Origin of the sequence: Pseudomonas flavescens (genome assembly GCF_013408425.1) — a bacterium.
Classification (GTDB): Bacteria; Pseudomonadota; Gammaproteobacteria; order Pseudomonadales; family Pseudomonadaceae; genus Aquipseudomonas; species Aquipseudomonas fulva_A.
This window is the reverse complement of the sequence record NZ_JACBYV010000001.1, coordinates 2,663,455-2,687,686: the sequence shown is the minus strand read 5'-3', so window position 1 is coordinate 2,687,686 and position 24,232 is coordinate 2,663,455. Positions and strand designations below refer to the sequence as shown.

Below are 24,232 nucleotides of genomic sequence, written 5' to 3'. Positions count from 1 at the left end.
GAGCAGTTAACACAAAGGAAAAGGCTATGGTTCGGGTTCGTAAACTGGTACTGGCTATCGCTGCGGCGACGGCGTTGTCTTCCGGTATGGCGCATGCGTTGGGTGTCGGCGAGCTGACGCTTCAGTCGTCTCTGAACCAGCCTCTGGTGGCAGAAATTGAACTGCTGGATGTTCGCGATCTTTCTGCGGCGGAAATGCGCCCTGCGCTCGCCTCGCCTGAAGAGTTCAACAAGGCCGGCGTCGATCGCCAGTATTTCCTGACCGACCTCAAGTTCACGCCTATCGTCAAACCCAACGGCAAGAGCGTGATTCGCGTCACTTCGACCAAGCCGGTTCGTGAACCCTACCTGAATTTCCTCGTGGAAGTGCTGTGGCCCAATGGCCGCCTGCTGCGTGAATACACGCTGCTGCTCGATCCGCCGCTTTATTCTCCGCAGGCTGCGGCTGCGCCGCAATTGCCTGTCGCTGCCCCCGTGCCGCGTTCAGCTACCCCCGCGGCGACGCCGCCACGTGCAGCAGCACCTGCGGCCACGCCTGCCGCCCCCCGTGCCGGGACCGCCGAGCCGGGCGGCGAATACCGCACCAACACCAATGACACCCTATGGGAAGTCGCCCAGCGCGTACGCGGCAACGGCAGCGTGCATCAGGCGATGCTCGCCATCCAGGACCTCAATCCGGATGCCTTCATCGGTGGCAACATCAACCGCATGAAGAGCGGCCAGGTGCTGCGCCTGCCCGATGCAGCGCAGGTTGCCAGTCGCAGCCAATCCGAAGCATTGGCCCAGGTCGGCGAACAGAACAGCTCCTGGCGCCAGGCGCGTAGCGCTCCGGCCGCCGCCGGCACCCGCCAGATCGATGCCACACGGCGTACCGGTGCTGGCGCTGCGCCTGCCGAAGTGCAGGCCGAAGACAAGCTCAAGCTGCTTGCCGCCGATTCAGGCAAGGCCACTGCTGGCAGTGAAAACGGCGCCAACAACAGTACCGCGCTGAGCAACCAGCTGGCAGTCACCCAGGAAAGCCTGGATTCGACCCGTCGTGAAAACGACGAGTTGAAAGACCGCATGACCGATCTGCAGAGTCAGCTCGACAAGCTGCAGCGGCTCATTCAACTGAAAGACAATCAGCTGGCCAAACTTCAGGCAGACGTCTCTGCACCTGCAGGTCAGGCCGCTGGTGCCGCAGGTGCCGCAGCAGAGTCGGCAACTGCGGCAGCGGCTCCCCAGGGGCAGGCTCCTGCCGCTCCGGCTGGCGCTCCAGGCAGCGAGGCTTCCACGCCTGTCGCACCGACGGCTGAAGCACCGGCTGCTCCGACCGAGCCTGCAGGCCAGACTCCTTTGAGCGGTGAGCCTGCTGCACAGACGGGTACCGATTCCGCCCCGGCTGCACCCGCCGATGGTGCTACCCCGGCCGCAGAACCCGCTATAGCCCCTGCGCCGGCCCCTGCCGAACCAGTTGCCCCTGAAGTTGCCCAGGCACCCGAGCCGGTAGTCGCCGCGCCCGAGCCGGTCGAAGAGGACAGCGCCCTCGACAACCTGCTGGCCAACCCGATGCTGCTGGGGTTGATCGGTGGCAGCCTGTTGCTGGCATTGCTGCTGGTGCTGTTGATCCTGTCGCGCCGCAATGCACGCAAGGAAGCCGAGCAGGAAGAGAGCCTTTCGGTGTATCAGGAAGACACCCATCGTTTCGATAGCGACCTGGAGCTGCCAGCCGACAGCCTGAACGATCTGCCGGACGACCTGAACGCTCCGCTGCAGCCTGTCAGTGAAGAGCGCGTTACTGCACAAACCGGTGACGCCCTCGGCGAGGCGGATATCTACATCGCTTACGGTCGCTTCAACCAGGCGGCCGAGCTGCTGCACAACGCCATCAACGACGAACCGCATCGCACCGATCTGCGCCTGAAACTGATGGAAGTCTATGCCGAACTGGGTGATCGCGAAGGTTTCGCTCGCCAGGAAAGCGAGCTGCGCGAGATTGGCGGTGCCAACGCCGAAGTCGAACAGCTGAAGAGCCGTTACCCAGCCATGGTCGCCCTTGGTGGCACCGCTGCGCTGGCGGGCGCTGCCGCCGCCGATGATCTGGACACCTTCAGTCTGGACGATCTGGCGCTGGACGAGCCTGCTCGACCCGTGGCATCGCAACCTGCCAGCGACGACTTCGATCTCGATCTGGATGCACTGGAAGCAGAGTTCGCCGCTGATCCGCAGGCCAAGCAGAGCGCTGACCGTTTCGACGAGATCGACACCCTGGGCCTGGATTCCGATCTGGATCTGCAGGCTCCCGAGCAACCGGCTGCCAGCAAGGACGACGCCGTGGCTTTCGATCTCGACCTCGGCAACGAAGCCGACAACCGTCAGGAGTTGGGCGGCGAACTGGCCGACTTCAGTCTCGACCTGGACTCGCCCAATACCCCGGCCGCTGCTCAGGAAGATGATTTCCTGCTGAGCCTCGATGACGACGCTGACAAGGCGCCAGCCAATGATTTCTCCTCCGCTCTGGCTGATGAGAAGGCCCAGGACGATTTCGGCTTGCCCGCTGATTTCGACCTGTCGCTCAACGAGGAAGCGCCGGCGCCGACCACGGGTGCCAGCTTCGCCGCCCAGCTCGACGACGTGACAGCCGAGCTCGATCTGCTGGCCGAAAGCCTCGAGCAGCAAGGTCAGCTGGAGCCGCAGGAACTGCAAGCGGATAGCTCATCGCTCGATGACGACGAGGATTTCGACTTCCTCTCCGGCACCGACGAGACCGCTACCAAGCTGGATCTGGCGCGGGCTTACATAGATATGGGCGATACCGAGGGTGCGCGTGACATCCTCGACGAAGTGATCGCTGAAGGTAACGATGGTCAGCAGCAGGAAGCGCGAGAGCTGATCGGCAAACTGGTTTGATACATGTCTGATGTGCGTACCTCGACGGCAGCCGAAATGGCTGCCGTCGGCATTTACAAGATTGCCCTGGGTGTCGAGTACCGTGGCGCCCGTTATCGTGGTTTCCAGCGCCAGCGTGACGGCGTGCCGTCGATTCAGGCGTCCCTCGAGAAAGCCCTTTCCAAGGTTGCCGGCGGTGCGCCTGTCACGCTGAGTTGTGCGGGGCGCACCGACGCGCTGGTGCATGCCAGCGGGCAGGTGGTGCATTTCGACACCACGGTCGAGCGATCCATGCACGCCTGGGTCATGGGGGCCAACATGAATCTGCCAGGCGACATCAGTGTCACCTGGGCCAAGGCCATGCCAAGGCATTTCGACGCGCGCTTCTGCGCCATGGCGCGACGCTATCGCTATGTGATCTACAACGATCAGATACGTCCGGCGCACATGGCCGAAGAAGTCACCTGGAACCACCGTCCACTGGATATCGAACGCATGCGTGAAGCGGCCCGCGTGTTCCTCGGTACCCATGATTTCAGCGCATTCCGTGCGCGGCAGTGTCAGGCCAAATCACCGATCAAAACGGTGCACCACCTGGAGTTGCTGCAACATGGTCGCTTCATCGTGCTGGATATCCGCGCCAATGCCTTTCTGCACCATATGGTGCGTAATATCGCTGGCGTGCTGATGACCATTGGTGCCGGTGAGCGTCCGGTCGAGTGGGCTGGCGAGGTACTGACTACCGGTGTGCGGCGTACTGGCGGCGTAACGGCCCACCCTTACGGGCTGTATCTGGTGCAAGTGGATTACCCGGCCGAGTTCGATTTGCCGACGCGTTATCTGGGGCCGCACTTCCTGTCCGGCCTGAAAGACGTGGCAATCCCGGAGTAGGCGGCGGGCAGAGTAATTAATGGCCCATCGCCTACGGTCATTTGTTACCATCCGGCCTTTCGCGGAGGTATTCGTCTGTTGTCAGTCGTTCGCTGCAAGATCTGCGGGATTACCCGCCTCGAGGATGCGCTCGCCGCGGTGGCGGCTGGTGCCGACGCTATCGGCCTGGTGTTCTATGCGCGCAGCCCGCGAGCCGTGTCGATCGAGCAGGCGCGGGCCATCGTGACTGCGCTGCCGCCTTTCGTGACCACGGTCGGTCTGTTCGTCGACATGTCGCGAGCCGAGCTCGATGAGGTGCTGGCTGCGGTACCGCTGGATCTGCTGCAGTTTCATGGCGATGAAACCGCTGCCGAGTGCGAAGCCGTCGGCCGGCCCTATATCAAAGCGCTGCGCGTTCGCGCAGGCGATGACGTGGCGGCGCTGGTGGACGTTTATCCTGGTGCCCGCGCAGTTCTGCTCGATACCTTCGTGGAAGGTGTTCCCGGAGGGACGGGGCAGGCCTTCGACTGGTCGCTGGTGCCTGCGCGATTGAGCAAGCCGGTCATCCTCGCCGGTGGCCTGACCGCGAGTAACGTCGCTGCGGCAATCGCCCAGGTGCGTCCTTATGCGGTCGATGTCAGCGGCGGCGTGGAGGCGAGCAAGGGCATCAAGGATGCCAGCCGGGTAAAAGACTTCGTACGCGCAGTGCGGGCGGTTGGCGAGTCGATGTGACGACGTCGCGCAGCGAGCCGTCCATACTCCTATCGCCGCGATAAGTGCGTGCTTTTTTCGTGGTCGGGTCAGGTGGCGGGCGTAACGCCGGCCCCTGAGGCGGCCACTTTGTGAATTCGCTTGTCATGTGCAACAAGCATGTTGAAGCCTACAGCGTTGGAGAATTGAGAGCATGAGCAACTGGCTGGTAGACAAACTGATCCCATCGATCATGCGTTCCGAGGTCAAGAAGAGTTCGGTGCCGGAAGGTCTGTGGCACAAGTGCCCGTCCTGTGAGGCCGTGCTGTACAAACCCGAGCTGGAAAAGACCCTGGACGTTTGTCCCAAGTGCAGTCACCACATGCGTATCAATGCGCGTGCGCGTCTGGACATCTTCCTCGACGCCGATGGTCGTGAAGAGATCGGTGCCGATCTGGAGCCCAGTGATCGCCTGAAATTCCGCGACAGCAAGAAGTACAAGGATCGCCTGGTCGCTGCGCAGAAGCAGACCGGCGAGAAGGACGCGCTGATTTCCATGAGCGGTACGCTGGAAGGCATGCCGATCGTGGCCTGTGCCTTCGAATTCTCCTTCATGGGCGGCTCCATGGGTGCCATCGTCGGTGAGCGTTTCGTGCGTGCCGCCAACGTGGCGCTTGAACAACGCTGCCCATTCGTATGCTTCGCTGCCTCCGGTGGTGCGCGTATGCAGGAAGCGCTGATCTCGCTGATGCAGATGGCCAAGACTTCCGCCGTGCTGGCGCGTCTGCGCGAGGAGGGTATCCCCTTCGTTTCCGTACTGACCGACCCGGTCTACGGTGGTGTTTCCGCCAGTCTTGCCATGCTGGGTGACGTGATCGTCGCCGAACCGAAGGCACTGATCGGTTTTGCCGGCCCGCGAGTGATCGAGCAGACCGTTCGCGAGAAGCTGCCAGAAGGTTTCCAGCGCAGCGAGTTCCTGATCGAGCACGGCGCCATCGACATGATCATCCACCGTGCCGAGCTGCGCTCGCGTCTGGCTCGTCTGTTGGCGCAGTTCACTCACCAGCCATCCCCTGCAGCGCTGCCGGTCACGGCATGACCCAGCGCTCCCTGGCCGAGTGGCTGGCGTACCTGGAGCGTTTGCATCCGAGCGCCATCGACATGGGCCTGGAGCGTTCCCGGGAGGTTGCCGAGCGCCTTGGGCTTTCCCGTCCGGCGCCGCGGGTGATCACGGTCACCGGCACCAACGGCAAGGGCTCGACCTGTGCTTTTCTCGCCGCGTTGCTGCGCGCCCAAGGGCTCAAGGTTGGCGTCTACAGCTCGCCGCACCTGCTGCGTTACAACGAGCGGGTGCAGATCGATGGGCAGGACGCCAGCGATGCAGGTCTCTGTGAGGCTTTCGCCGCCGTCGAGGCTGCACGGGGCGAAACCTCGCTGACCTACTTCGAGATGGGCACTCTGGCTGCCTTCTGGTTGTTCGAGCGTGCCGGTCTGGATTTCGCTGTGCTGGAAGTCGGTCTGGGCGGGCGCCTCGATGCGGTCAATCTGATCGATGCTGACCTGGCGCTGATCACCAGCATCGGTGTGGATCACGCCGACTGGCTGGGGGATACCCGCGAGTCGGTTGCGTTCGAGAAAGCCGGGATCATGCGCCCCGGCAAGCCGGCACTTTGCGGCGACTTCGATCCACCGCTGCCATTGCTGGAGCGGGTGGTGGAAATCGATGCACCGTTCTTCCTGCGCTGCCGGGATTTCGACCTGAGCATCGCCGAGGACGGCTGGAGCTGGTACGGGCTCACGCCGCGTGGGCACGTGCTGCGTCTGGCCGGCTTGCCACTGCTCGATCTGCCCATGGAAAACGCCGCGCTGGCTCTACAGGCCTATGCCTTGCTCGATCTGCCCTGGGATGCCGGCGTCATCGCCGCAGCATTGGCCGCTACCCGGGTAACCGGTCGCCTGGACCGTCGTCACTTGAACTGGCGGGGCAAGTCCCTCACTCTGTTGCTCGATGTAGGGCACAATCCCCACGCCGCGCAGTTTCTTGCCGGTCGCCTGCAGTCTCGTCCTGTCGAAGGCGAGCGCCGGGCAGTCTTCGGCCTGTTGGCCGACAAGGACCTGCCTGCTGTCGTGGCGCCCTTGCTGGGCGAGATCAGCCACTGGGCGGTGACGCCCCTGCCGACCGAGCGTTCGCGCTCTGCGGCCGAGCTGCATGGCCACCTGGTCGCCTGCGCTACCCAGGCCGAGATGTACGCCGATGTGGCAAGCGCTCTGCAGGCGCAGTGCGAGCGCGCCGCGGCAGGGGATGAGATTCTGCTCTTTGGTTCTTTTTTCTGCGTGGCCGAAGCCCTGATATGGCTGGAGCGTCACGCCCAGGAGGATGTGCAGGATGGCAATGCTGGATAGCGGAACGAAGCAACGTATTGTCGGGGCTCTGGTGCTGGTCGCACTGGCGGTGATTTTCCTGCCGATGCTGCTGTCCCGTCCTGACGAGTTGCGTCATGTGGTGGTCGACGCGCCAAGCATGCCGGCCAAGCCCGTAGTGGCTGAAATCGAGATGCAGCCGGTGATCGTCCCCGACCCTCAGGAATTGCCGCAGGAGCCGGTGCCTGGCGACAGTGCGGCTGCCGATCAGGCGCAAGCGCCCGTCGAACAGCCGATTGCCGAGTTGCCCGCCAGCCAGGAACCGGTCACCACTCCCGCTCCGCAGCCAACGCCCAGCAAACCAGCCGAAGTGGCGCCGCCGCCGCAGAAAGCACCAGCCGAGCGCCTGGACGCCAATAGCCTGCCGGTCAGCTGGTCGGTGCAATTGGCCAGTCTTTCCAGTCGCCCAGGTGCAGAAACGCTGCAGAAGACCTTGCGTGCCCAGGGGTACAACGCCTACATCCGCAGTGTCGATGGCATGAACCGGGTATTCGTCGGGCCGCTGATCGAGCGGGTCGAGGCCGACCGCCTGCGTGATCAGCTCAATCGTCAACACAAGCTCAATGGCTTCGTGGTGCGCTTTCAGCCTGAAAGCAACTGACTCGGTATCTGCGCTTAACCGATGGGCAGGGGTCTGCTAAAATGCAGCGCCTCTTCCATCGGTAGCCTGCATCGTGGCATTCACTTGGGTCGATTGGGCGATCATCGCCATCATCGTCGTATCGAGCCTGATCAGCTTGAGTCGAGGCTTCGTCAAGGAAGCCCTGTCGCTCGTCACCTGGATCATCGCTGGCGTCGTTGCCTGGATGTTCGGGGGCGCGCTTTCACAGCACCTCACTGCCTACATCGAAGCCCCTTCTGCCCGCGTTATCGCTGCCTGTGTGCTGCTGTTCGTATTGACCCTGCTGGTCGGTGCGCTGATCAACTATCTGATTGGTGAGCTGATCCGGGTGACCGGGCTTTCGGGCACGGATCGTTTTCTCGGTATGGTATTTGGCGCCGCCCGCGGTGCCTTGCTGGTCGTGGTCGCCGTCGGGCTGTTGAGCCTGGCGCCCGTCGAGCAGGATGTCTGGTGGCAGCAATCGACACTGCTGCCGCATTTTCTGTTGGTTGCAGACTGGTCGAAGAACCTCATATTGGGGATGTCCAGCGAGTGGTTGGCGAGTGGTATTCGCGAACCGGTCGAGCTGCCGTTCAAAGACGTGCTGCCGGGGTCCATTCCCGTCGGCACTGGTAATTAGTCGTCTCACTGAGTAGGGGTTGCGTCACATGTGTGGCATTGTCGGTATCGTCGGTAAATCGAACGTCAATCAGGCGCTGTATGACGGCCTCACCGTCCTCCAGCACCGCGGCCAGGATGCTGCCGGTATCGTCACCAGCTACGAGGGGCGACTGTTCCTGCGCAAGGACAATGGGCTGGTGCGCGATGTGTTCCAGCAGCGCCACATGCAGCGGCTGATCGGCCACATGGGCATCGGTCACGTGCGTTATCCGACTGCCGGCAGCTCCAGCTCGGCCGAGGCCCAGCCGTTCTACGTCAACTCGCCTTATGGCATCACCCTGGCGCACAACGGCAACCTGACCAACGTCGAACAGTTGGCCAAGGAGATCTACGAATCGGATCTGCGCCACGTCAACACCAGCTCCGACTCCGAAGTCCTGCTCAACGTGTTCGCCCATGAACTGGCCGTGCGCGGCAAGCTCAACCCCAGCGAAGAAGATGTCTTCGCTGCGGTCAAGGACGTGCACAAGCGCTGCCGTGGCGGTTATGCCGTGGTGGCGATGATCACCGGTTACGGCATCGTCGGCTTCCGCGATCCGAACGGCATCCGCCCGATCGTCTTCGGTCAGCGTCATACCGATGAAGGCGTCGAGTACATGATCGCTTCCGAAAGCGTGGCGCTGGACGTGCTCGGCTTCACCCTGATCCGCGACCTGGCGCCGGGCGAAGCGGTGTACATCACCGAAGAAGGCCAGCTGCATACCCGTCAGTGCGCACCTAACCCGCAGCTCAAGCCGTGCATTTTCGAACATGTCTATCTGGCTCGCCCCGATTCGATCATGGACGGTGTATCGGTTTACAAGGCGCGCCTGCGCATGGGCGAGAAGCTTGCGGACAAGATTCGGCGCGAGCGCCCTGAGCACGATATCGACGTGGTCATCCCGATTCCGGATACCAGCCGTACCTCGGCGCTGGAACTGGCTAACCACCTTGGCGTGAAATTCCGCGAAGGCTTCGTCAAGAACCGCTACATCGGCCGTACCTTCATCATGCCGGGGCAGGCTGCACGCAAGAAGTCGGTGCGCCAGAAGCTCAACGCCATCGAGCTGGAATTTCGCGGCAAGAACGTGATGCTGGTGGACGACTCCATCGTGCGCGGCACCACCTGCAAGCAGATCATTCAGATGGCCCGCGAAGCCGGCGCCAAAAACGTGTATTTCTGTTCGGCCGCACCTGCCGTGCGTTATCCGAACGTCTATGGCATCGACATGCCGAGCCCGCACGAGCTGATCGCCCATGGTCGCACCACCGATCAGGTTGCCGAGTTGATTGGTGCCGACTGGCTGATCTATCAGGATCTCGATGATCTGAAAGAGGCGGTCGGTGGCGGCAAGATCAAGATCGAGCACTTCGACAGCGCGGTGTTCGACGGCGAGTACGTGACCGGCGATGTCGATGAGGCTTACCTGAATCGTATCGATCTGGCCCGCAACGACGGCTCCAAGACCAGCAGCCAGGCGGTCAGCGAGATCATCGATCTGTATAACAACTGATCGATAAATAACGAGTAAATGACCGGGCCCATGTGGCCCGGACTGGTTTCTGGACGAGGACAGGATATGACACAGGAATGGGATGCGGGTCGGCTCAACAGCGATCTGGATGGTGTCGGCTTCGACACCCTGGCGGTACGTGCCGGACAACATCGCACGCCTGAGGGCGAGCACAGCGAGGCGCTGTTCACCACCTCCAGCTATGTATTCCGTACCGCCGCCGATGCAGCTGCACGTTTTGCTGGCGAAGTACCGGGTAACGTTTACTCGCGCTATACCAATCCCACTGTGCGTGCCTTCGAGGAGCGCATCGCGGCCATGGAAGGGGCCGAGCAGGCCGTCGCCACCGCTTCGGGCATGTCGGCGATTCTTTCCATCGTCATGAGCCTGTGCAGCGCTGGTGATCATGTGCTGGTGTCGCGCAGCGTGTTCGGTTCGACCATCAGCCTGTTCGAGAAGTACCTGAAGCGCTTTGGCGTGCAGGTCGACTATGTGCCGTTGGCCGATTTGCAAGGCTGGGCCGCTGCGTTCAAGCCGAACACCAAGCTGCTGTTCGTCGAGTCGCCCTCCAACCCGCTGGCTGAACTGGTCGACATCGCTGCGCTGGCGGATATTGCCCATGAGCGCGGCGCGTTGCTGGCCGTGGACAACTGCTTCTGCACGCCTGCGCTGCAGCAGCCGCTGAAGCTCGGTGCGGATATCGTCATGCACTCGGCGACCAAATTCATCGACGGCCAGGGTCGCGCCATGGGCGGCGTGGTGGCCGGTAGCGCCAAGCTGATGACCGACGTGGTGGGCTTCCTGCGTACCGCAGGGCCGACGCTGAGTCCGTTCAATGCGTGGATCTTCCTCAAGGGTCTGGAGACTCTGCGTATTCGCATGCAGGCTCACTGTGCCAGCGCCCTTGCACTTGCTCAGTGGCTGGAGCAACAGGACGGTATCGAGCGCGTGTATTACGCCGGTCTTGCCAGCCACCCTCAGCATGAGCTGGCTGCGCGTCAGCAGAGCGCCTTTGGCGCGGTGGTCAGCTTCGAGGTCAAGGGAGGCAAGGAGGGCGCCTGGCGTTTCATCGATGCCACGCGAGTGATTTCGATCACCACCAACCTGGGCGACACCAAGACGACTATCGCTCATCCTGCGACCACCTCCCATGGTCGCCTGTCGCCGCAAGAGCGTGCTAATGCCGGTATTCGTGACAGCCTGATCCGGGTTGCGGTCGGTCTGGAAGACGTCGCTGATCTCAAGGCCGATCTGGCTCGTGGTCTGGCAGCACTGTAAAAACCTTTATTTTAGAAAAAAGCGAAGCGGGGCCTTGACTTAGGTTAGATCCCCGCGTAAATTTCGCCTCCTCGCAAGGCCAAGGGTGATTAGCTCAGCCGGGAGAGCATCTGCCTTACAAGCAGAGGGTCGGCGGTTCGATCCCGTCATCACCCACCACTTGCCTTGAGAGAATCGGACGCAAGTCCACCGACGCGCAGCGGTAGTTCAGTCGGTTAGAATACCGGCCTGTCACGCCGGGGGTCGCGGGTTCGAGTCCCGTCCGCTGCGCCATATTTTCCATCCAAGACACCGTTCTGGGATGTGATACGAAAGCACTGCTAGCGTATCTGACGAAGCAAGAGTTGTACGGACGCAAGTCCACCGACACGCAGCGGTAGTTCAGTCGGTTAGAATACCGGCCTGTCACGCCGGGGGTCGCGGGTTCGAGTCCCGTCCGCTGCGCCATATCCACCTGCCTTGAGCAGGTTTCCTGAAAAGCGGCCATTGGCCGCTTTTCTTGTTTCTACTCCCCCTCATTCTTTTTGGCTGGCGCGCCTCTGTTCCAGGCCGTTGGCTGGAGAGGCATCGCGACCAAACTGCCTTTTCAGCGCAAGCCAGCTCATTGAGCGGCCGACTCGGCTTTCAGTCTTCGATATTCTCCAATCGAATAACCATCTGAGAAAAAGTGATTTTACGAAATAATCGGTAACCCTCATTCTTAGCAGCACCAGACAACTGGAATTCCGTTTTTGCTTAGACCGGCTCTAAGTCGGTACTTCCAGGAGTCTGTTGGTGATGGGTAATCTTCAATCCTCCGTGCGTTCCAATGCCGCCTGGCAGCAGGCGCGTGTGCCCGGAGAGGTCTTTGACCTTGGTGTACCGCTGCGTCAAGCGCTGGGTACGCTACGTCACGCCCCCCATGCGTCGCGTCCCGTTCTGGGTCGCCGTGAAGCGATTCTGCTCGGTACTTTCGCACTGGTGCTGCACGCTACGGTGCTGGTCTGGCTGAGCCAGCGGCCCGAGCCGGTGCTGCCCGAAGTGCCGGTGGAAATCCCGCCGATGACCATTGAATTCGCCGCCCCGACTCCGCCACCGGAGCCAGTGGTAGAGCCACCACCTCCCGAGCCGATCGTCGAGCCGCCACCACCTCCGCCGGTGGTCGATGAGCTTGCGGTGAAGCCGCCGCCCAAGCCGGAACCTCCGAAGCCAAAGCCGCAACCGCCGAAACCCAAGCCCGTGCCGAAACCGGTCGAGCCTACGCCTGCGCCGCCCAAGGTCGAAGCGCCACCGGCACCGCCCGCGCCACCCGCACCCAAGCCGGTGACCGAGACGCCGCCGTCGGCCAACGCCGCCTACCTGCGTAACCCAGCGCCGGAATATCCATCCCTGGCTCAGCGCCGTGGCTGGGAAGGCACCGTTCTTCTGCGCATTCGCGTGCTGCCCAACGGCAAGCCAGGCGATATCCAGATCCAGACCAGCAGCGGTCGTGACGTACTCGACCAGGCTGCAGTTAAGGCGGTACAGCGCTGGAGCTTCGTGCCTGCCAAGCGTGGCGATGTCGCTCAGGAAGGCTGGGTCACGGTACCGCTGGACTTCCGCCTGAACTGACGCTCACGGCAACACCCTTTTTCCACGAGCCCGGATCGTCCGGGCCCGAACCCCGTCATTGACATACCGTTTTCCGAGGACCGCACCATGAACCTGCTAGTCGATTCCCCCCTGCAATCGGTCGAACATGCCGTCATCTGGCTGCTGATCGGCTTCTCCGTCGTCACCTGGGGCCTGGCCCTGATCAAGGGCATCCAGTTCGCACGCCAGCGGCATCAGGATCGCAAGTTCCAGAAGCTGTTCTGGTCAGCCACCAGCCTCGATTCAGCTGCAGAGCTGGGGCAGAGCCAGTCGGGCGCCGTGGCTCACGTGGCTCAAGCCGGTTTCGCTGCCATCCAGGTACCGGACGGCCAGCAGCCGGGTGACCTGAGCCAGGCGATCAACCATCAGGATCGCCTCGAGCGAGCCCTGCGCCAGCAGATTCAGCGTGAGCGTCGCTCGCTGGAATCCGGCCTGGCGGTGGTTGCCTCCATCGGTTCTACCTCGCCTTTCATCGGCTTGTTCGGCACCGTATGGGGCATCATGGAAGCGCTCAAGGGCATCAGCGCGGCGGGCAACGCCAGCCTGGAAACCGTTGCCGGCCCGATCGGTGCCGCGCTGGTCGCCACCGGCGTGGGTATCGCCGTCGCGGTGCCAGCGGTGCTGGTCTACAACTACTTCCTGCGTCGCCTCAAGCTGACCGCAGCGGATCTCGACGACTTCGCCCATGACTTCTACAGCCTGGCGCAGAAGAGTGCTTTCAAGGTCATCGTCCATCCCGGCGCCAAACGTGGCGGTATCGTTACCGGGCAACCTGTAAAAGAGGCGGTGTGACATGGCGTTCTCAACCCAGGATAACGACGAAGTACTCAGCGAAATCAACGTTACGCCGCTGGTAGACGTGATGTTGGTGCTGCTGGTGGTATTCATCGTCACCGCGCCACTGTTGACCAACTCGATCCCGATCAACCTGCCGAAGACCGAAGCCGTGGCCCCAGCCGATCAGAAAGACCCGCTGGTGATCAGCATTGATGGCGACGGAAAGTTGTTCATCAACAAGGACGAGATTCAACCAGAACTGCTGGAAAGCAGCCTGATCCAGGCCAAGGCGGACGACGCCGAACTGAAGGTGCAGCTGCAGGCCGACGATCAGGTGGACTACGGTTCGGTCGCCAAGGCCATGGCCGCCATCGAACGGGCCGGTATCACCAAGCTGGCGGTGATCACCGCTCGCTGATTCAGCGCTCACCTGCCGCAAGACACGAGGGCCTGCAGCGATTGCTCAGGCCCTCGTTCGTTTCCGATCACCATCTCCTGGCCTCCCATGCATATCGATCTTCGCCAACTCCGCCATTTCATCGCGCTGGTCGAACACCGCAACTTCACCTCGGCCGCCGAGGCGATGAGCATTTCCCAATCGGCGTTCAGCCGCAGCATTCAGGCGCTGGAGCAGGGCTTTGGCGCGCGGCTGGTGGATCGCACCCGCAACCTGGAGCCTACCCGCAAGGGGCGGCTGGTCCTGGAACATGCCAGGCGGTTGATCGGCGATGCCCAGGAGTTGCTCAACGAGGTTCGCCAGTTCAATGAGCAGGATGCCGGCGAAGTTCGTTTCGCCTGCGGCCCGGCGCCTGCTGCCTGGCTGATGCCTCAGGCCATCGGCCTGTTCAACCGGCGCTTGCCCAAGGTGCGTCTGCGTTTTCAGGTGGATAACTGGCAGGCATTGGGGCAGCGTCTGCTGGCCGAGGAGTTCGAGTTCTTCGTGGCCGATAGCCGTAATTTCGAGATCGACCCGGACTATCAGGTGCAGCCGCTCAGCCAGCATCGCTGGGGTTTCTGCTGCCGTCAGGAACACCCACTTGCGCTATTCGATGAAGTTACCGTCGAGCAACTGCTCGGCTATCCGGTAGCCGGTACGGTGCGGCCGCCGAACCTGCGCAAGGCGCTGGTCGAACTCAGCGGCAAGCCGGACTTTCAGACCAGCATCGAGTGCGAAAATGGCTACAGCCTGGTGGCCGTGCTGCAGCATTCCGATGCCATTGGCACCACCAACGTCAGCGACAGCAACCCCCACTTAGGCGCCGGCGGTCTCAAGCTGCTCAAGGTGGCCGGTCTGGATATGCAGGGTGAGGAGTTCTATACCCACTACGGCATCATCAGCCGTGCGGGCTATCGCTTGTCCTATCCTGCACAGCTGATGATCGAGAGCTTTCTGGACGCGGATCGCCAGCTTCAGGAGCGTGAAGGGCAGCGACCTTGAGGCGAGCAGGGCTGCTGGCCAGCGTCGTACTGTTCGCCGCCTGTAGCCAGTCGCCCCCGCTCTTCACTGACGGCATCCAGCTGGCCGCCAAGGCACAGCAGCTCGACGCTTACCCGCTTCGGTCGGCCTCCTTCGCGGGCGGCGTGCGTAGCCTGGCCGACGTGGTGTATGCCACGCACGAAGGCTTTCGGCCATTGAACCTGGATCTCTATCTGCCGCCCGAGCCGCTGCCTGCTGCTGGCGCACCGCTGATCATCTATGTGCATGGCGGCGGCTGGGCGGGTGGTCACGCTAGGGCCAGTGGTGCCTTTACTGATTTTCCCGGCGTACTGGCACGCTTTGCCGCCCGAGGTTATGCGGTGGCCTCGATCAATTATCGGCTCAGTGGCGAGGCCCGGTTTCCGGCGCCGCTGGACGATCTACGAGCGGCCATGGCCTGGCTGCACAAACAGGCTTCTATCTATGCCCTGGATACCAGCAGGGTCGCGCTATGGGGTGGTTCGGCAGGCGGGCACCTGGCGGCGTTGGCGGCGCTGGACTGCACAACCGAGTGCCCGACGGTGCTGGTCAGCTGGTATGGCGTGCATGACCTACAGGCATTGCGTGATACACCGGGTTATCCGGCCATCAAGCATGCCGCGGGGCTATTGCTGGGCTGTGAGCTGACGCGTTGCGATCTCGCCGTTCTGCAGGCGGCCAGTCCTGTCGAGCGTATGCAGGGGCGTGGGCCGGCGACCTTGCTGATCCATGGTGATGCCGACCGCGTTGTGCCCTACGAGCAAACGTTGCTTCTGGCCGACCGCTTGCGTCGACGGGGCGGGACGGTGCGCACCCTGATCGTTCCCGGTGCCGGGCACAGCCTGGTCGGCGCTGATCAGGCCGCTACCACGGCAGATAACAAGGCCGCCCTCGAGGCGACCCTGGAGTTTCTGCAGCAAAATCTCTGACGCCTACAGACGCACCACCCGAAACTCGCTGATCAGCTGGCGTGACCAGACCAGGCGAAAGCCAAAGTATCCCGGCGCAGGTACGCCGTCGTGGCGGGCCTCAAAGAAGGTGTTGCCGTCAACCTGATAGCGGGTGCCTCTGGCGTCCACCTCGATGACGATCTGGTAGGTGCGGTTGGCTTCCAGCAGGTGCGCAGGATCCGCATATTCTCCAAGCAGCAGCCGCTGGCCGCTGCCGTCGTAGCGGCGAAAGCGGGTGGTGCTGTTGTAGTTGCCGCCCATGCCCACGTAGTAGAGATCCAAGTCGTCGTATTCGTCGAGGGCACCGTTGCGCGTGAACAGCTCTGCTCGGCCTGGATCACGCACGGCCCAGAACTGATTGAAGTCAGAAAGGCGGTCGTTTACGCCGCCTTCCAGCAGTACCTGCCGCTGGAACTCGATGCGGTAGGCACCCTGCAGCGGCTGCCTCAGCCAGACGGTCACGCCCTTGGGGCTATCGATCAGCAACTGGCCATGTTCGGCACTCACACGGGTTGCCGGATCCTCTGCTTCGACGTGCCAGCGTTGGCTGGAGAATTGAGTGAAATCGTCTTCGAGCAACACATGGGGCAACTGGCCGCCGCTGCTGGAGGGCTCGGTGCACACGGGTAAAGGCATTGGAAACTCTCTGTCTGGACAGGAGCGCCGACTGGGCGGCGCGTGTGTTCATTGTTCTACTGGGGGCGGGCCGGCCAGTGCCAATAGCGCCATTGCGGTCAGCCCCCATTGAGCAACGGCATTGGTCGACAGATTGGCGCTCGTGGTACTGCCCGAACGTTGGTCGATCACCGAAACCGGCTCGGCTTCGCGCAGCGGATAGAGGTAGGCCGGTGTGGGTACTTGCCGGTAGGTACGGTTGGGCTGCGGTATGCCGCCTTCGCCCTTGCCGAACTCCTGCCAGGCGCGGCGCTGCAGGGCCGCATCGTGCAGGTGATTGCCGGCGAAGGCGCTGAGCCGGGCATGGGCCTGGGTCAGGTTGGTCTTGGTCAGCGCTTGGCCAAGTGCTTCGCGTTGCTCCTGGGCGCTGGCGTTGTACAGGCGGCAGTAGTCCAGCCAGGCCCGCTCGAACGTGGCTGAAGGCAGTAGCTGCAGCAGCTCGCCACAAATCTCCGCCAGGCCGAATACCGCGCTCAGGTGCAGCACATAGAGCTGGCCACTGTCATTGCGGTCGAAGTGGCCGCTGGCAATGTGCATATCCGCCGAACCACTGAAGAAACCGTGTGGCTGGCTGGCAATGCTTTGCATGCCATTGAGCAGGCGCTGGCGGATGCCGGCATCACCGGTGCGTTCCCACTCGGTCAGCCAGGCGGCGGCGATGGCGCCCCAGTCGATACCGAAGAACAGGTTGACCTTGTCGGGATCCTGCGCCTTGCGCTGGCCGATCTTGCGCGCCGGTACCACCTCGCGCAGGGTGCGTAGCGCCTCCACCTGTTCGCGCAGCAGATCACCAGTGCGTTCGTCGGCAGTCAGGTAGTGCAGGAAGCGCCGATTGGCCGCGGTGGATACGCGTAGCTGCTTGGCGCTGTCGCCCCAGTGGCGCACGTTGTGGCGTGAACCCAGTGGTGCGAATGGACCCAGGTGGTGCACGTCGACCTCGCTGGTGTGCCGGGTCATGGCTTCGGCCATGCGGAACACATCGGCTCGGCCGCTGCGCAGAAAGTAGTACCAGAGCCACAGGTCGGTACTCAGCTCCGAATTGTCCCAGGCGTAGCCGCCGACGTCGTAGCGCCATACATGGCGGTCGCCATCGTAGGTGTGCATGACATCGCCGTAGTCCCAGAAGCCATACCATTTGCGCTGCTCGACCTCGCCTTTGTAGAAATCGAAGTACCAGGCCAGTTGCTCCTCCAGCTCGTCTTCGCCAGGACGCTGTCGCTGGACCGGCGACCAGGCCGGGCCGAACACGCCGGCGGCATGCAGGCGTTCCGGACTGGCCTGCAGCAGTGGCGGTTCCTGTATGCGTGCGGCGATGGCCAGCAATTGTTCGCTAGAAGGTGTGGCGGCGAGGAGTTCCAGCTGCAACTCGCTGGTGCGGGCGACACCCTTGGGAGAGCCGAAGCCTGGCTCGTAATCCTCGTAGGTGATGTCCAGCGCTTCACGTTGCCGCGTATGTGTGTCCTGGCCGAGGCCGTCGTGATAGAAGCGCAGATCCATCGGCTCGGCCTGGGGCGCCCACAGCCATACGGTGACCTGGGCGAGATCGCGGTGGGCGTCCTCGATATCCAGTTGCGCCGGATAGCTCTGCCAGAAGTTGCGCAGGCCGAATGCCACGCCGCCGCTGGGGGAGCCGAGGTAACCGACACCCGCAGCGCGCTCGCCATTGGCGACCTGCACCCAGCCCTGACCGCTGGCCGTGCGCTTGCTGATGCTGTACGCATCGGGGTGCGCCTGCAGCAGCCGATAGCTGCCGAATGCCGGCACATAGCCGAGGCCTTCGGCAACTGGCGAAACCAGCGGCGGTGTGGCCTTGCCTGCCAGTTGTGCCGCGACCACCCCGGGCCCAGGGTCTCGACGCAGGCCGCTGAGCCCGCGTACTGCCTCGCGCAGCAGGCCGCCATTGGCGGAGACGAAGCGCACATGACGATCATGCAGAGGGGCGTCCAGCGGTACACCAAAGCGCAGGCCGATGCCCTTGATGAAGTCGCGCTGTTCGTCAGCGTCGTAGACGATGGTATGCATCAGTCGTACTGCGGCGGAGCCCGCATAGAAGTACAGGCGCACGGTGAATGGCAATAAGGTTGGCAGGCCCGGGGTATCGCTGTGATGTTCGCCGCGCAGGGTGATGACCGCGCGTACCGGGCCGCGCTGCTCGATCTCGACCTGCGTGACTTGGCTGCGATAGTGACGTGTAAGCACCTCGTCCTGATCGGGGTCGCCTTGTACCTGCAGCACCAGCTCGCCGCCCAGCAGTGCCGGTTGGTTCTGACGCAGCATGCGTTCTATCAGCAGCGATCCACTACGGGGGATGATGCAGCGCAGGGCGCCGGTATCGACGCTGATCGACTCCGGCGATTCGCTGACCAGTGATGCTGCCCGTACGCGGCCTGCCGCCACGGGTTGCAAGCCATACCGCTCGCTGGGTGCCGAGTGAGGCCCCAAGGCATGTGCCGACCATTTCAGCGAGCCATCCGGCCACCAGGCCAGGGGCCAACTCTGCAGCGGCAGGGCGCGCCCCGCCGCATCGCGAATCTCGAAGTCGCTGGCAGCGGGCACCTGACCCTGGGCCCATGGGGTACCCCAGGTGACGCCGGCGAAGGCGGGAGGCAATTCACCGGTCAGCCAGTGCAGGGCAGCGCCCGCCGGTGCGGTACTGCCCTGGCTGCGTGAGTCAGCCAGGGCGCCTGCCGCCAGCAAGGGCGTGGCCAGAGCCGCGAGGCCACTGCCCTTGACGAAGGTGCGGCGGGAGAAGGTCAGCTTGTTCATGGTATATCCGTTCTGAAGCGTTCTGGAACCTGTTCACGATCTACGCAGCTACGAGGCAAAAGCGGTCATCGAAAGGGGGCTGAAGCCAGCCCACCCTAGGATCTACGTCCGCTGCTTTCGCTTCTCTCTTGCCGCCGCTTTAAAAGTCGTAGCCCAGGGTCACACCCAGCGTGCGTGGTTCGCCGCGGTTGCCGTACACCTCGCCATAGCTGCCGGCACTGAGGGTGCGGTAGTAGGTCTTGTTGAGGGCATTGTTCAGCCAGACCGAGGCATTCCAGCGGCCGTCGTCGTACTGCCCGCCCAGGCCGGCTGAGAGGTTGAGCAGGCCATAGCCGGGGATGCGCGTGTAGCGCGAGTTGTCGACGGTACCGTAGGCCCAGGAGCGATAGTTCCAGCGAGCCTGAACGTGCGCGTCGAGGCCGTCACCCAGGCCCCAGTCATAGCGGCTGGTCAGGTTGTAGGTGACCTTGGGCGAGCGGAAGACCTGCTCGCCGGAGAGGTCGCAGGTGGCCGGCGCGTTGCCGGCCAGGGTCACTTCCGCCGGGCAGCGGGCGTTGCTGAACTCCATGTAGCTGGCATCGAGTAGGGTGCCGTCGAGGTTCAGGCTCAAGCCGTCGATGGGCGTCAGGCCAATGCTGGCCGCCACACCGCGCGAGCGGATGCTGCCAGCGTTGATCAGGTACGAGGTCTGGAATTCCTCGTCATAGGCGTTGGTCTGGAAGTCGTTCACCCGCGACCAGAACAGCGCCACATCCGCGCTCAGACGTTGATCGAACCATTTGCTCTTGAGGCCCAGCTCCGCGCCGCGGGTGGACTCCGGGAGGATGAACAGACTTTCGGTGCCAGCCCTGCCTGCCGCGCCGGAGGAAATGTTCAGGCCGCCGGCCTTTTCGCCGTAGCCCAGGGTCAGGTAACCCTGCACGTCGGGTACGAACCAGTAGCTGAAGTTGAGCAGGCCGGAGGGCAGGAATTTGCGCTGCACCAGTTCGCCGGAGTTGAAGTCGTTGCGGTTGACCCGAACGAAGGAACCTTGTTTGCGCTGATGAGTGCCGCGCACGCCTGCAGTGATGTCGAACTTGTCGGTGACGTGCCAGGTGCCCTGGGTGAACAGCGAGAAGATGCGTTCGTCGATTTCGCCCCAGCGCTGTACCAGTTTGCCGTTGAGGTTGCGGTTGCCGTACCAGGTGGCAGCCTGGTCGTTGTCCGCGTAATTGTCGTGGGCGTAGGTGTCGAGGTTCTCGCCGAAGTACAGGGCGCCGAGGGCGTAGTCGAAATGCTCGCCGCGCGGTGAGTCCAGGCGAATTTCCTGGGACCAGATACGGTCGCGCACATCGGCACCACTGTCCGAGTAGAGCGGAATGTCGAGGGTATCGGTGGTGCTGGGTTTGTAACCGAAATATCGAAAGGCGGTGGTGGAGCGCAGGTTGTAGCCACCGTCGAGCGTCCAGTTGGCTTCGGCGGAAACCCCACCTTGCTGCAGGCGGGTGTTGTTCTCGTCGTCGGTATTCACGCCGCCCACCACCGGGCTCGCACCGGCACGGGCGGCTCGTTCGAGGAACAGATCACGGCCGTTGGTACGGTTGGTCGACTCCAGTACCGATACCGGCGCATTGCGTGCGTCATTCCAGTCGGCGATCAGGCGCAGGCTGAAGTCATCGGCTGGAACCCAGAGCAACTGGCCGCGCACACCATCCTTGATGCTGCCGCCGAGTTGATGGCCACTGTACTGGTTCTTGACGTAGCCACCGCGTTCGCTGTGGGATACGTTGATGCGCCCGGCCAGGGTTTCGCTCAGCGGGCCGGAGAACATTGCCTGGGTCTGGGTCAGGCCGCGTTGGCCGAAGGACTGGCGGATCGAGCCTTCCGGAGTGAACGTCGGCTTGCGCGAGCGGATGTCGATGGCGCCACCGGTGGTGCTGTAGCCATATAGCGTGCCTTGCGGGCCCGCCAGCACGGTCGCGCTTTCGATATCCAGCAGGTCGTTGGAAAGCATCCCCGGGCGGCTCAGGTAGACGTTGTCGAGGAAAAGGCCGACGCTGCTGGGCATGCCGATGTTGATCTCGGTGCCACCGCCGTCACCGATGCCGCGTACGGTCAGGCGGGTGTCGAACGGATCGACCACCGCCACGTCCAGGCCGGGCGCCAGTTGCGGAAGGTCTTCCAGGGACTGAATGCCCTGGCGCTCCAGCTCCTTGCCGTCGATCACGGTGGAGGAGCTGGGCGTGCGTTGAGGATCCTGTTGCAGGCGTTGGCCATCGACACGTACGGCTTTCAGGCGCGCGGTGTCCTGACTGACGTCGGCGCTCTGCGCCAGGGCCATGCCATGGGAAAGTGCCAGGGCCAGGGTGATGAGGGAGGGCAGGTGCTTCATGGTGCTTCCTTTCTGCGTGCAGGTGGCGCCCGCCGCCGGGCTTACCGGGCGGTGGGGCAGGCAGGGGGTTGAAAAAGGGTCAGGGCAGTTCGCGGGTCTGTTCGAGAAAACGCTCGTCGAGCCAGATATCGAGGTCGACAGGGCGGCGAATCAATTTGGCCTCCTGGGCGATCTCGATGGATTCGCGCAGCCGGGCGACGAAGGCGTCGTCCAGCTCCGGTGAAAGCAGCTGGGCCAGCTCGGCTCCTTCCAGCTCGGCGCGCAACAGGCTCTGCGGGTAGCCGCTCTGGGTGGCCTGCAGTTCGATGTAGGCCTCGCGGTTGGCTGGCTCGCCGGCCCAGCGCACGGCCTCGCGCTGCACCTTGATCAGGCGCTGCAACCATTGCGGGTGCTGCGTGGCGAAGCGCTCGGTGACCAGCACCAGGCCGCTCAACTGGCCAGCGCCGTGTTCGGTGTGCTTGGTCGACACCGGCAATTCGGCAAGGCCGCGTTCCGCCAGTGCCAGGGCGTTGTTACCGCCCCAGGTGGCGTCGATATGGCCGGCTGCCAGGGCTGCGCTAGCGGCAGCGAAGTCCAGGTTGATGACCTGCAGGTCTCGCTCGCTCAGGCCGCTGGAGCGCAGTGCGCTGATGAACGACAACTGGGCCGCGGTACCGCGGAACAGGCCGACGCGTTTGCCTTTTAGATCTGCCAGGGATTTGATCGATGAGCCAGGGCGTACTGCCAGGTAATGGTTGACGCCACGTGCAGCGGCGGCGATCACGCGGGTATCGAGATTGCCCGACCTGCCGACGATGCTGGCCAGGTCACCAAGAAATGCCATGTCTACCTGGCCGTTGGCGAAGGCCTCGTTGATCACCGGGCCGGCGCCTTTGACGAACACCCATTGCACGTCGATGCCATCGGCGGCGAACTCCTTTTCCAGGCGCTTCTGGGCATGCAGCACATCGACCAGACCGCCGCCTGCGGGTTTTCCGCCGGCGCCGATGTCGGACACGGCGATGCGGATTTGCCCGGCAGCCAATGTGCCTTGTGTCAGGCACAGCAGGGCTAGCAGTGCAACGCCTGCCTGCAGGCGGCGAAAAGAAGAAGCGAGCCGGGAGGCGGCCATGATCGATGCTCCGTGAAGGGCTGTGATGGGCACGGAAGATCAGGCAAATCCATCGAGCAAACTAATACTAAAAAATGATTTATTAGGTCGTAAATTGCATAAGCATGCTGTGGCGTGGCCTGGCGCCACTATGTGGAGACAGCAAAAAAACTATGCTCGAAATGCATTGGCGCCCTAGCTGCTGCCGACGTTGAATGCCCGCCGGTTTTCCCTTCGCGCGCGCAGAGCTGCCAAGGCTTGTGGCCAGGTGCCGCGGTCAATGCTTTCCCGGACTGCCCATGCCCAACACCCCCGCTGCTGCAACGCTGCAAGATCGCCCGGCCATGCCGCTTCTGCTGCTGATCGGCCTGACCCATCTGCTCAATGACATGCTGCAGGCGGTGCTTCCCACTCTCTATCCGGCACTTAAAGCCGAGTACGGCCTCAGCTACGGGCAGCTCGGGTTGTTGACCCTGGTGTTTCATCTGGTCGGCGCACTGTGCCAGCCGCTGATCGGTTATTGGGGCGACCGCCGCAGCCGGCCCTGGCTGCTGCCTTCAGGCATGCTGTGCATGGCCATCGGCCTGTGGCTGCTGGCGCAGGCAGAGTCTTTTGCCGGGCTGGTCTGGGTAGCGGCGCTGGTCGGGCTCGGTTCGTCGATCTTTCACCCCGAGGCGGCTCGCGCCTGCCGCCAGGTGTCGGCTGGGCGCTTTGGTCTGGCGCAGTCGGTGTTCCAGCTGGGCGGCAATATCGGCTCGGCGCTGGCGCCGCTGCTGATCGCGCTGGTGCTGCTGCCCGCTGGCGCCGAAGGGATGGCATGGCTGCCTGTTCTGGCGCTGCTGGGATTCATTCTGCTGGTATGGGCGAGGCGTGGCGTGAGTCGCTACCTCGGCGCGCGTTTGTCCATGGCTGCAGGTGAGGCGCCGACGCTAGGGATCGGGCGCCGACGCCTGCTGTTGGCGATGGCTCTGCTCAGCGTGATGATTCTCTCCAAGTACGCCTATCTGGCGGCGATGGCCAACTACTACAGCTTCTACCTGATCGAACGTTTCGAACTGAGCGTGGCCGACGCGCAACTGCAGCTATTTGTGTTTCTCGCCGCCGTGGCGGTTGGCACCTTGATGGGCGGGCCACTGGGTGATCGCATTGGCCATCGCTGGGTGATCCTGCTGTCGCTGCTCGGCAGTTGCCCGTTCACCTTGCTGCTGCCCCATGTCGGGTTTTCTACCTGTGTGCTGCTATCGGTGGTGATCGGCGTACTGATGGCGTCGGCCTTTCCCGCGATCATCGTCTATGCCCAGCAGTTGCTGCCAAACCGGGTCGGTCTGGTGGCGGGCTATTTCTTCGAGCTGACCTTCGGCGTGAGTGGTATCGCCGCTGCCGCGCTGGGCCTGCTCGCCGACCGCTGGGGTATCGAGGCACTGTTCATGCTGGTTGGCTGGCTTCCGTTATTGGGCTTGCTGGCGCTGTGGTTGCCGGCTGTACGGCGCGCGTAACTCAGCAAGTCATGGGTATAACGCCTGGCCGCTTCGAGGTTCAGCGTCTGATTTCGATGGAGGATGGCCTGGCCAAAGCGGCTGAATCGCCCTCCCGTCCGAATAGCGCGGATTAGTTCGAATTCCAACAGTTTCTTGG

The 24,232-nt window shown here is 63.0% G+C and carries 19 protein-coding genes and 3 tRNA genes; 18 read left to right on the top strand and 4 right to left on the bottom strand.

From position 1 onward, the window contains the following. Positions 1 to 26 precede the first annotated feature (26 nt). The 17 genes from FHR27_RS11970 to FHR27_RS11890 all read left to right on the top strand — a co-directional run bounded on the left by FHR27_RS11970 (position 27) and on the right by FHR27_RS11890 (position 15,674). Positions 27 to 2,888 carry a FimV family protein gene (locus FHR27_RS11970; protein WP_179538681.1) on the top strand — a complete coding sequence of 954 codons (2,862 nt, stop codon included), beginning with the start codon at positions 27 to 29 and terminating at the stop codon, positions 2,886 to 2,888. Positions 2,889 to 2,924: 36 nt separating this feature from the next. Continuing rightward, positions 2,925 to 3,758, top strand: coding sequence for a tRNA pseudouridine(38-40) synthase TruA (truA, locus tag FHR27_RS11965; protein ID WP_444964385.1), 834 nt, complete (start codon positions 2,925 to 2,927; stop codon positions 3,756 to 3,758). A gap of 78 nt (positions 3,759 to 3,836) precedes the next feature. After that, on the top strand, positions 3,837 to 4,469 hold the full coding sequence (locus FHR27_RS11960) for a phosphoribosylanthranilate isomerase (RefSeq protein WP_042553062.1): 633 nt from the start codon (positions 3,837 to 3,839) through the stop codon (positions 4,467 to 4,469). A gap of 172 nt (positions 4,470 to 4,641) precedes the next feature. After that, positions 4,642 to 5,526 (top strand): acetyl-CoA carboxylase, carboxyltransferase subunit beta, encoded by an 885-nt coding sequence (gene accD / locus FHR27_RS11955; protein WP_042553061.1) that lies wholly within the window; start codon positions 4,642 to 4,644, stop codon positions 5,524 to 5,526. After that, entirely contained in the window at positions 5,523 to 6,830 is a 1,308-nt protein-coding gene (gene folC / locus FHR27_RS11950) for a bifunctional tetrahydrofolate synthase/dihydrofolate synthase (RefSeq protein WP_179538679.1), read from the top strand. Before accD ends, folC begins: the two co-directional genes overlap by 4 nt. After that, on the top strand, positions 6,814 to 7,449 hold the full coding sequence (locus FHR27_RS11945) for an SPOR domain-containing protein (protein WP_179538678.1): 636 nt from the start codon (positions 6,814 to 6,816) through the stop codon (positions 7,447 to 7,449). The genes folC and FHR27_RS11945 overlap by 17 nt, the downstream gene beginning before the upstream one ends. 73 nt (positions 7,450 to 7,522) lie before the next feature. After that, positions 7,523 to 8,089, top strand: a complete 567-nt coding sequence (locus tag FHR27_RS11940; protein WP_179538677.1) for a CvpA family protein — start codon at positions 7,523 to 7,525, stop codon at positions 8,087 to 8,089. 28 nt (positions 8,090 to 8,117) lie between these two features. Continuing rightward, positions 8,118 to 9,623, top strand: a complete 1,506-nt coding sequence (purF, locus tag FHR27_RS11935; protein WP_179538676.1) for an amidophosphoribosyltransferase — start codon at positions 8,118 to 8,120, stop codon at positions 9,621 to 9,623. 66 nt (positions 9,624 to 9,689) lie between these two features. Further along, on the top strand, positions 9,690 to 10,901 hold the full coding sequence (locus FHR27_RS11930) for an O-succinylhomoserine sulfhydrylase (protein ID WP_179538675.1): 1,212 nt from the start codon (positions 9,690 to 9,692) through the stop codon (positions 10,899 to 10,901). Positions 10,902 to 10,984: 83 nt separating this feature from the next. Further along, positions 10,985 to 11,060, top strand: a tRNA-Val gene (locus FHR27_RS11925). A 37-nt stretch (positions 11,061 to 11,097) separates the two neighbouring features. Continuing rightward, positions 11,098 to 11,174 (top strand) — tRNA-Asp (locus tag FHR27_RS11920). A 97-nt stretch (positions 11,175 to 11,271) separates the two neighbouring features. Further along, a tRNA-Asp gene (locus FHR27_RS11915) sits at positions 11,272 to 11,348 on the top strand. 330 nt (positions 11,349 to 11,678) lie between these two features. After that, on the top strand, positions 11,679 to 12,491 hold the full coding sequence (locus tag FHR27_RS11910) for an energy transducer TonB (RefSeq protein WP_179538674.1): 813 nt from the start codon (positions 11,679 to 11,681) through the stop codon (positions 12,489 to 12,491). Positions 12,492 to 12,578: 87 nt separating this feature from the next. Next, positions 12,579 to 13,304 (top strand): MotA/TolQ/ExbB proton channel family protein, encoded by a 726-nt coding sequence (locus FHR27_RS11905; protein ID WP_179538673.1) that lies wholly within the window; start codon positions 12,579 to 12,581, stop codon positions 13,302 to 13,304. A gap of 1 nt (position 13,305) precedes the next feature. After that, on the top strand, positions 13,306 to 13,707 hold the full coding sequence (locus tag FHR27_RS11900) for an ExbD/TolR family protein (RefSeq protein ID WP_075929518.1): 402 nt from the start codon (positions 13,306 to 13,308) through the stop codon (positions 13,705 to 13,707). A gap of 87 nt (positions 13,708 to 13,794) precedes the next feature. After that, a complete protein-coding gene (locus FHR27_RS11895) occupies positions 13,795 to 14,727 on the top strand; it encodes a LysR family transcriptional regulator (protein ID WP_179538672.1) in 933 nt (310 codons plus the stop codon). Then, the gene (locus tag FHR27_RS11890) at positions 14,724 to 15,674 is read left to right on the top strand and encodes an alpha/beta hydrolase (RefSeq protein WP_179538671.1); all 951 of its coding nucleotides are present in this window, start codon (positions 14,724 to 14,726) and stop codon (positions 15,672 to 15,674) included. Before FHR27_RS11895 ends, FHR27_RS11890 begins: the two co-directional genes overlap by 4 nt. A 3-nt stretch (positions 15,675 to 15,677) precedes the next feature. Here FHR27_RS11890 and FHR27_RS11885 read toward each other — a convergent pair whose 3' ends face one another. From FHR27_RS11885 to FHR27_RS11870, 4 genes are all read right to left on the bottom strand, one after another. After that, the gene (locus FHR27_RS11885; RefSeq protein WP_179538670.1) at positions 15,678 to 16,331 is read right to left on the bottom strand and encodes a DUF6250 domain-containing protein; all 654 of its coding nucleotides are present in this window, start codon (positions 16,329 to 16,331) and stop codon (positions 15,678 to 15,680) included. A gap of 48 nt (positions 16,332 to 16,379) precedes the next feature. Continuing rightward, on the bottom strand, positions 16,380 to 19,136 hold the full coding sequence (locus FHR27_RS11880) for an exo-rhamnogalacturonan lyase family protein (protein WP_179538669.1): 2,757 nt from the start codon (positions 19,134 to 19,136) through the stop codon (positions 16,380 to 16,382). 139 nt (positions 19,137 to 19,275) lie between these two features. Continuing rightward, on the bottom strand, positions 19,276 to 21,507 hold the full coding sequence (locus FHR27_RS11875; protein WP_179538668.1) for a TonB-dependent receptor: 2,232 nt from the start codon (positions 21,505 to 21,507) through the stop codon (positions 19,276 to 19,278). A gap of 79 nt (positions 21,508 to 21,586) precedes the next feature. Then, positions 21,587 to 22,618, bottom strand: a complete 1,032-nt coding sequence (locus tag FHR27_RS11870; RefSeq protein ID WP_179538667.1) for an ABC transporter substrate-binding protein — start codon at positions 22,616 to 22,618, stop codon at positions 21,587 to 21,589. 278 nt (positions 22,619 to 22,896) lie between these two features. On the opposite strand from FHR27_RS11870, the gene FHR27_RS11865 reads away from it, so the two are divergent. Next, positions 22,897 to 24,093, top strand: a complete 1,197-nt coding sequence (locus FHR27_RS11865) for an MFS transporter (protein ID WP_179538666.1) — start codon at positions 22,897 to 22,899, stop codon at positions 24,091 to 24,093. The last annotated feature ends 139 nt before the right edge of the window (positions 24,094 to 24,232 follow it).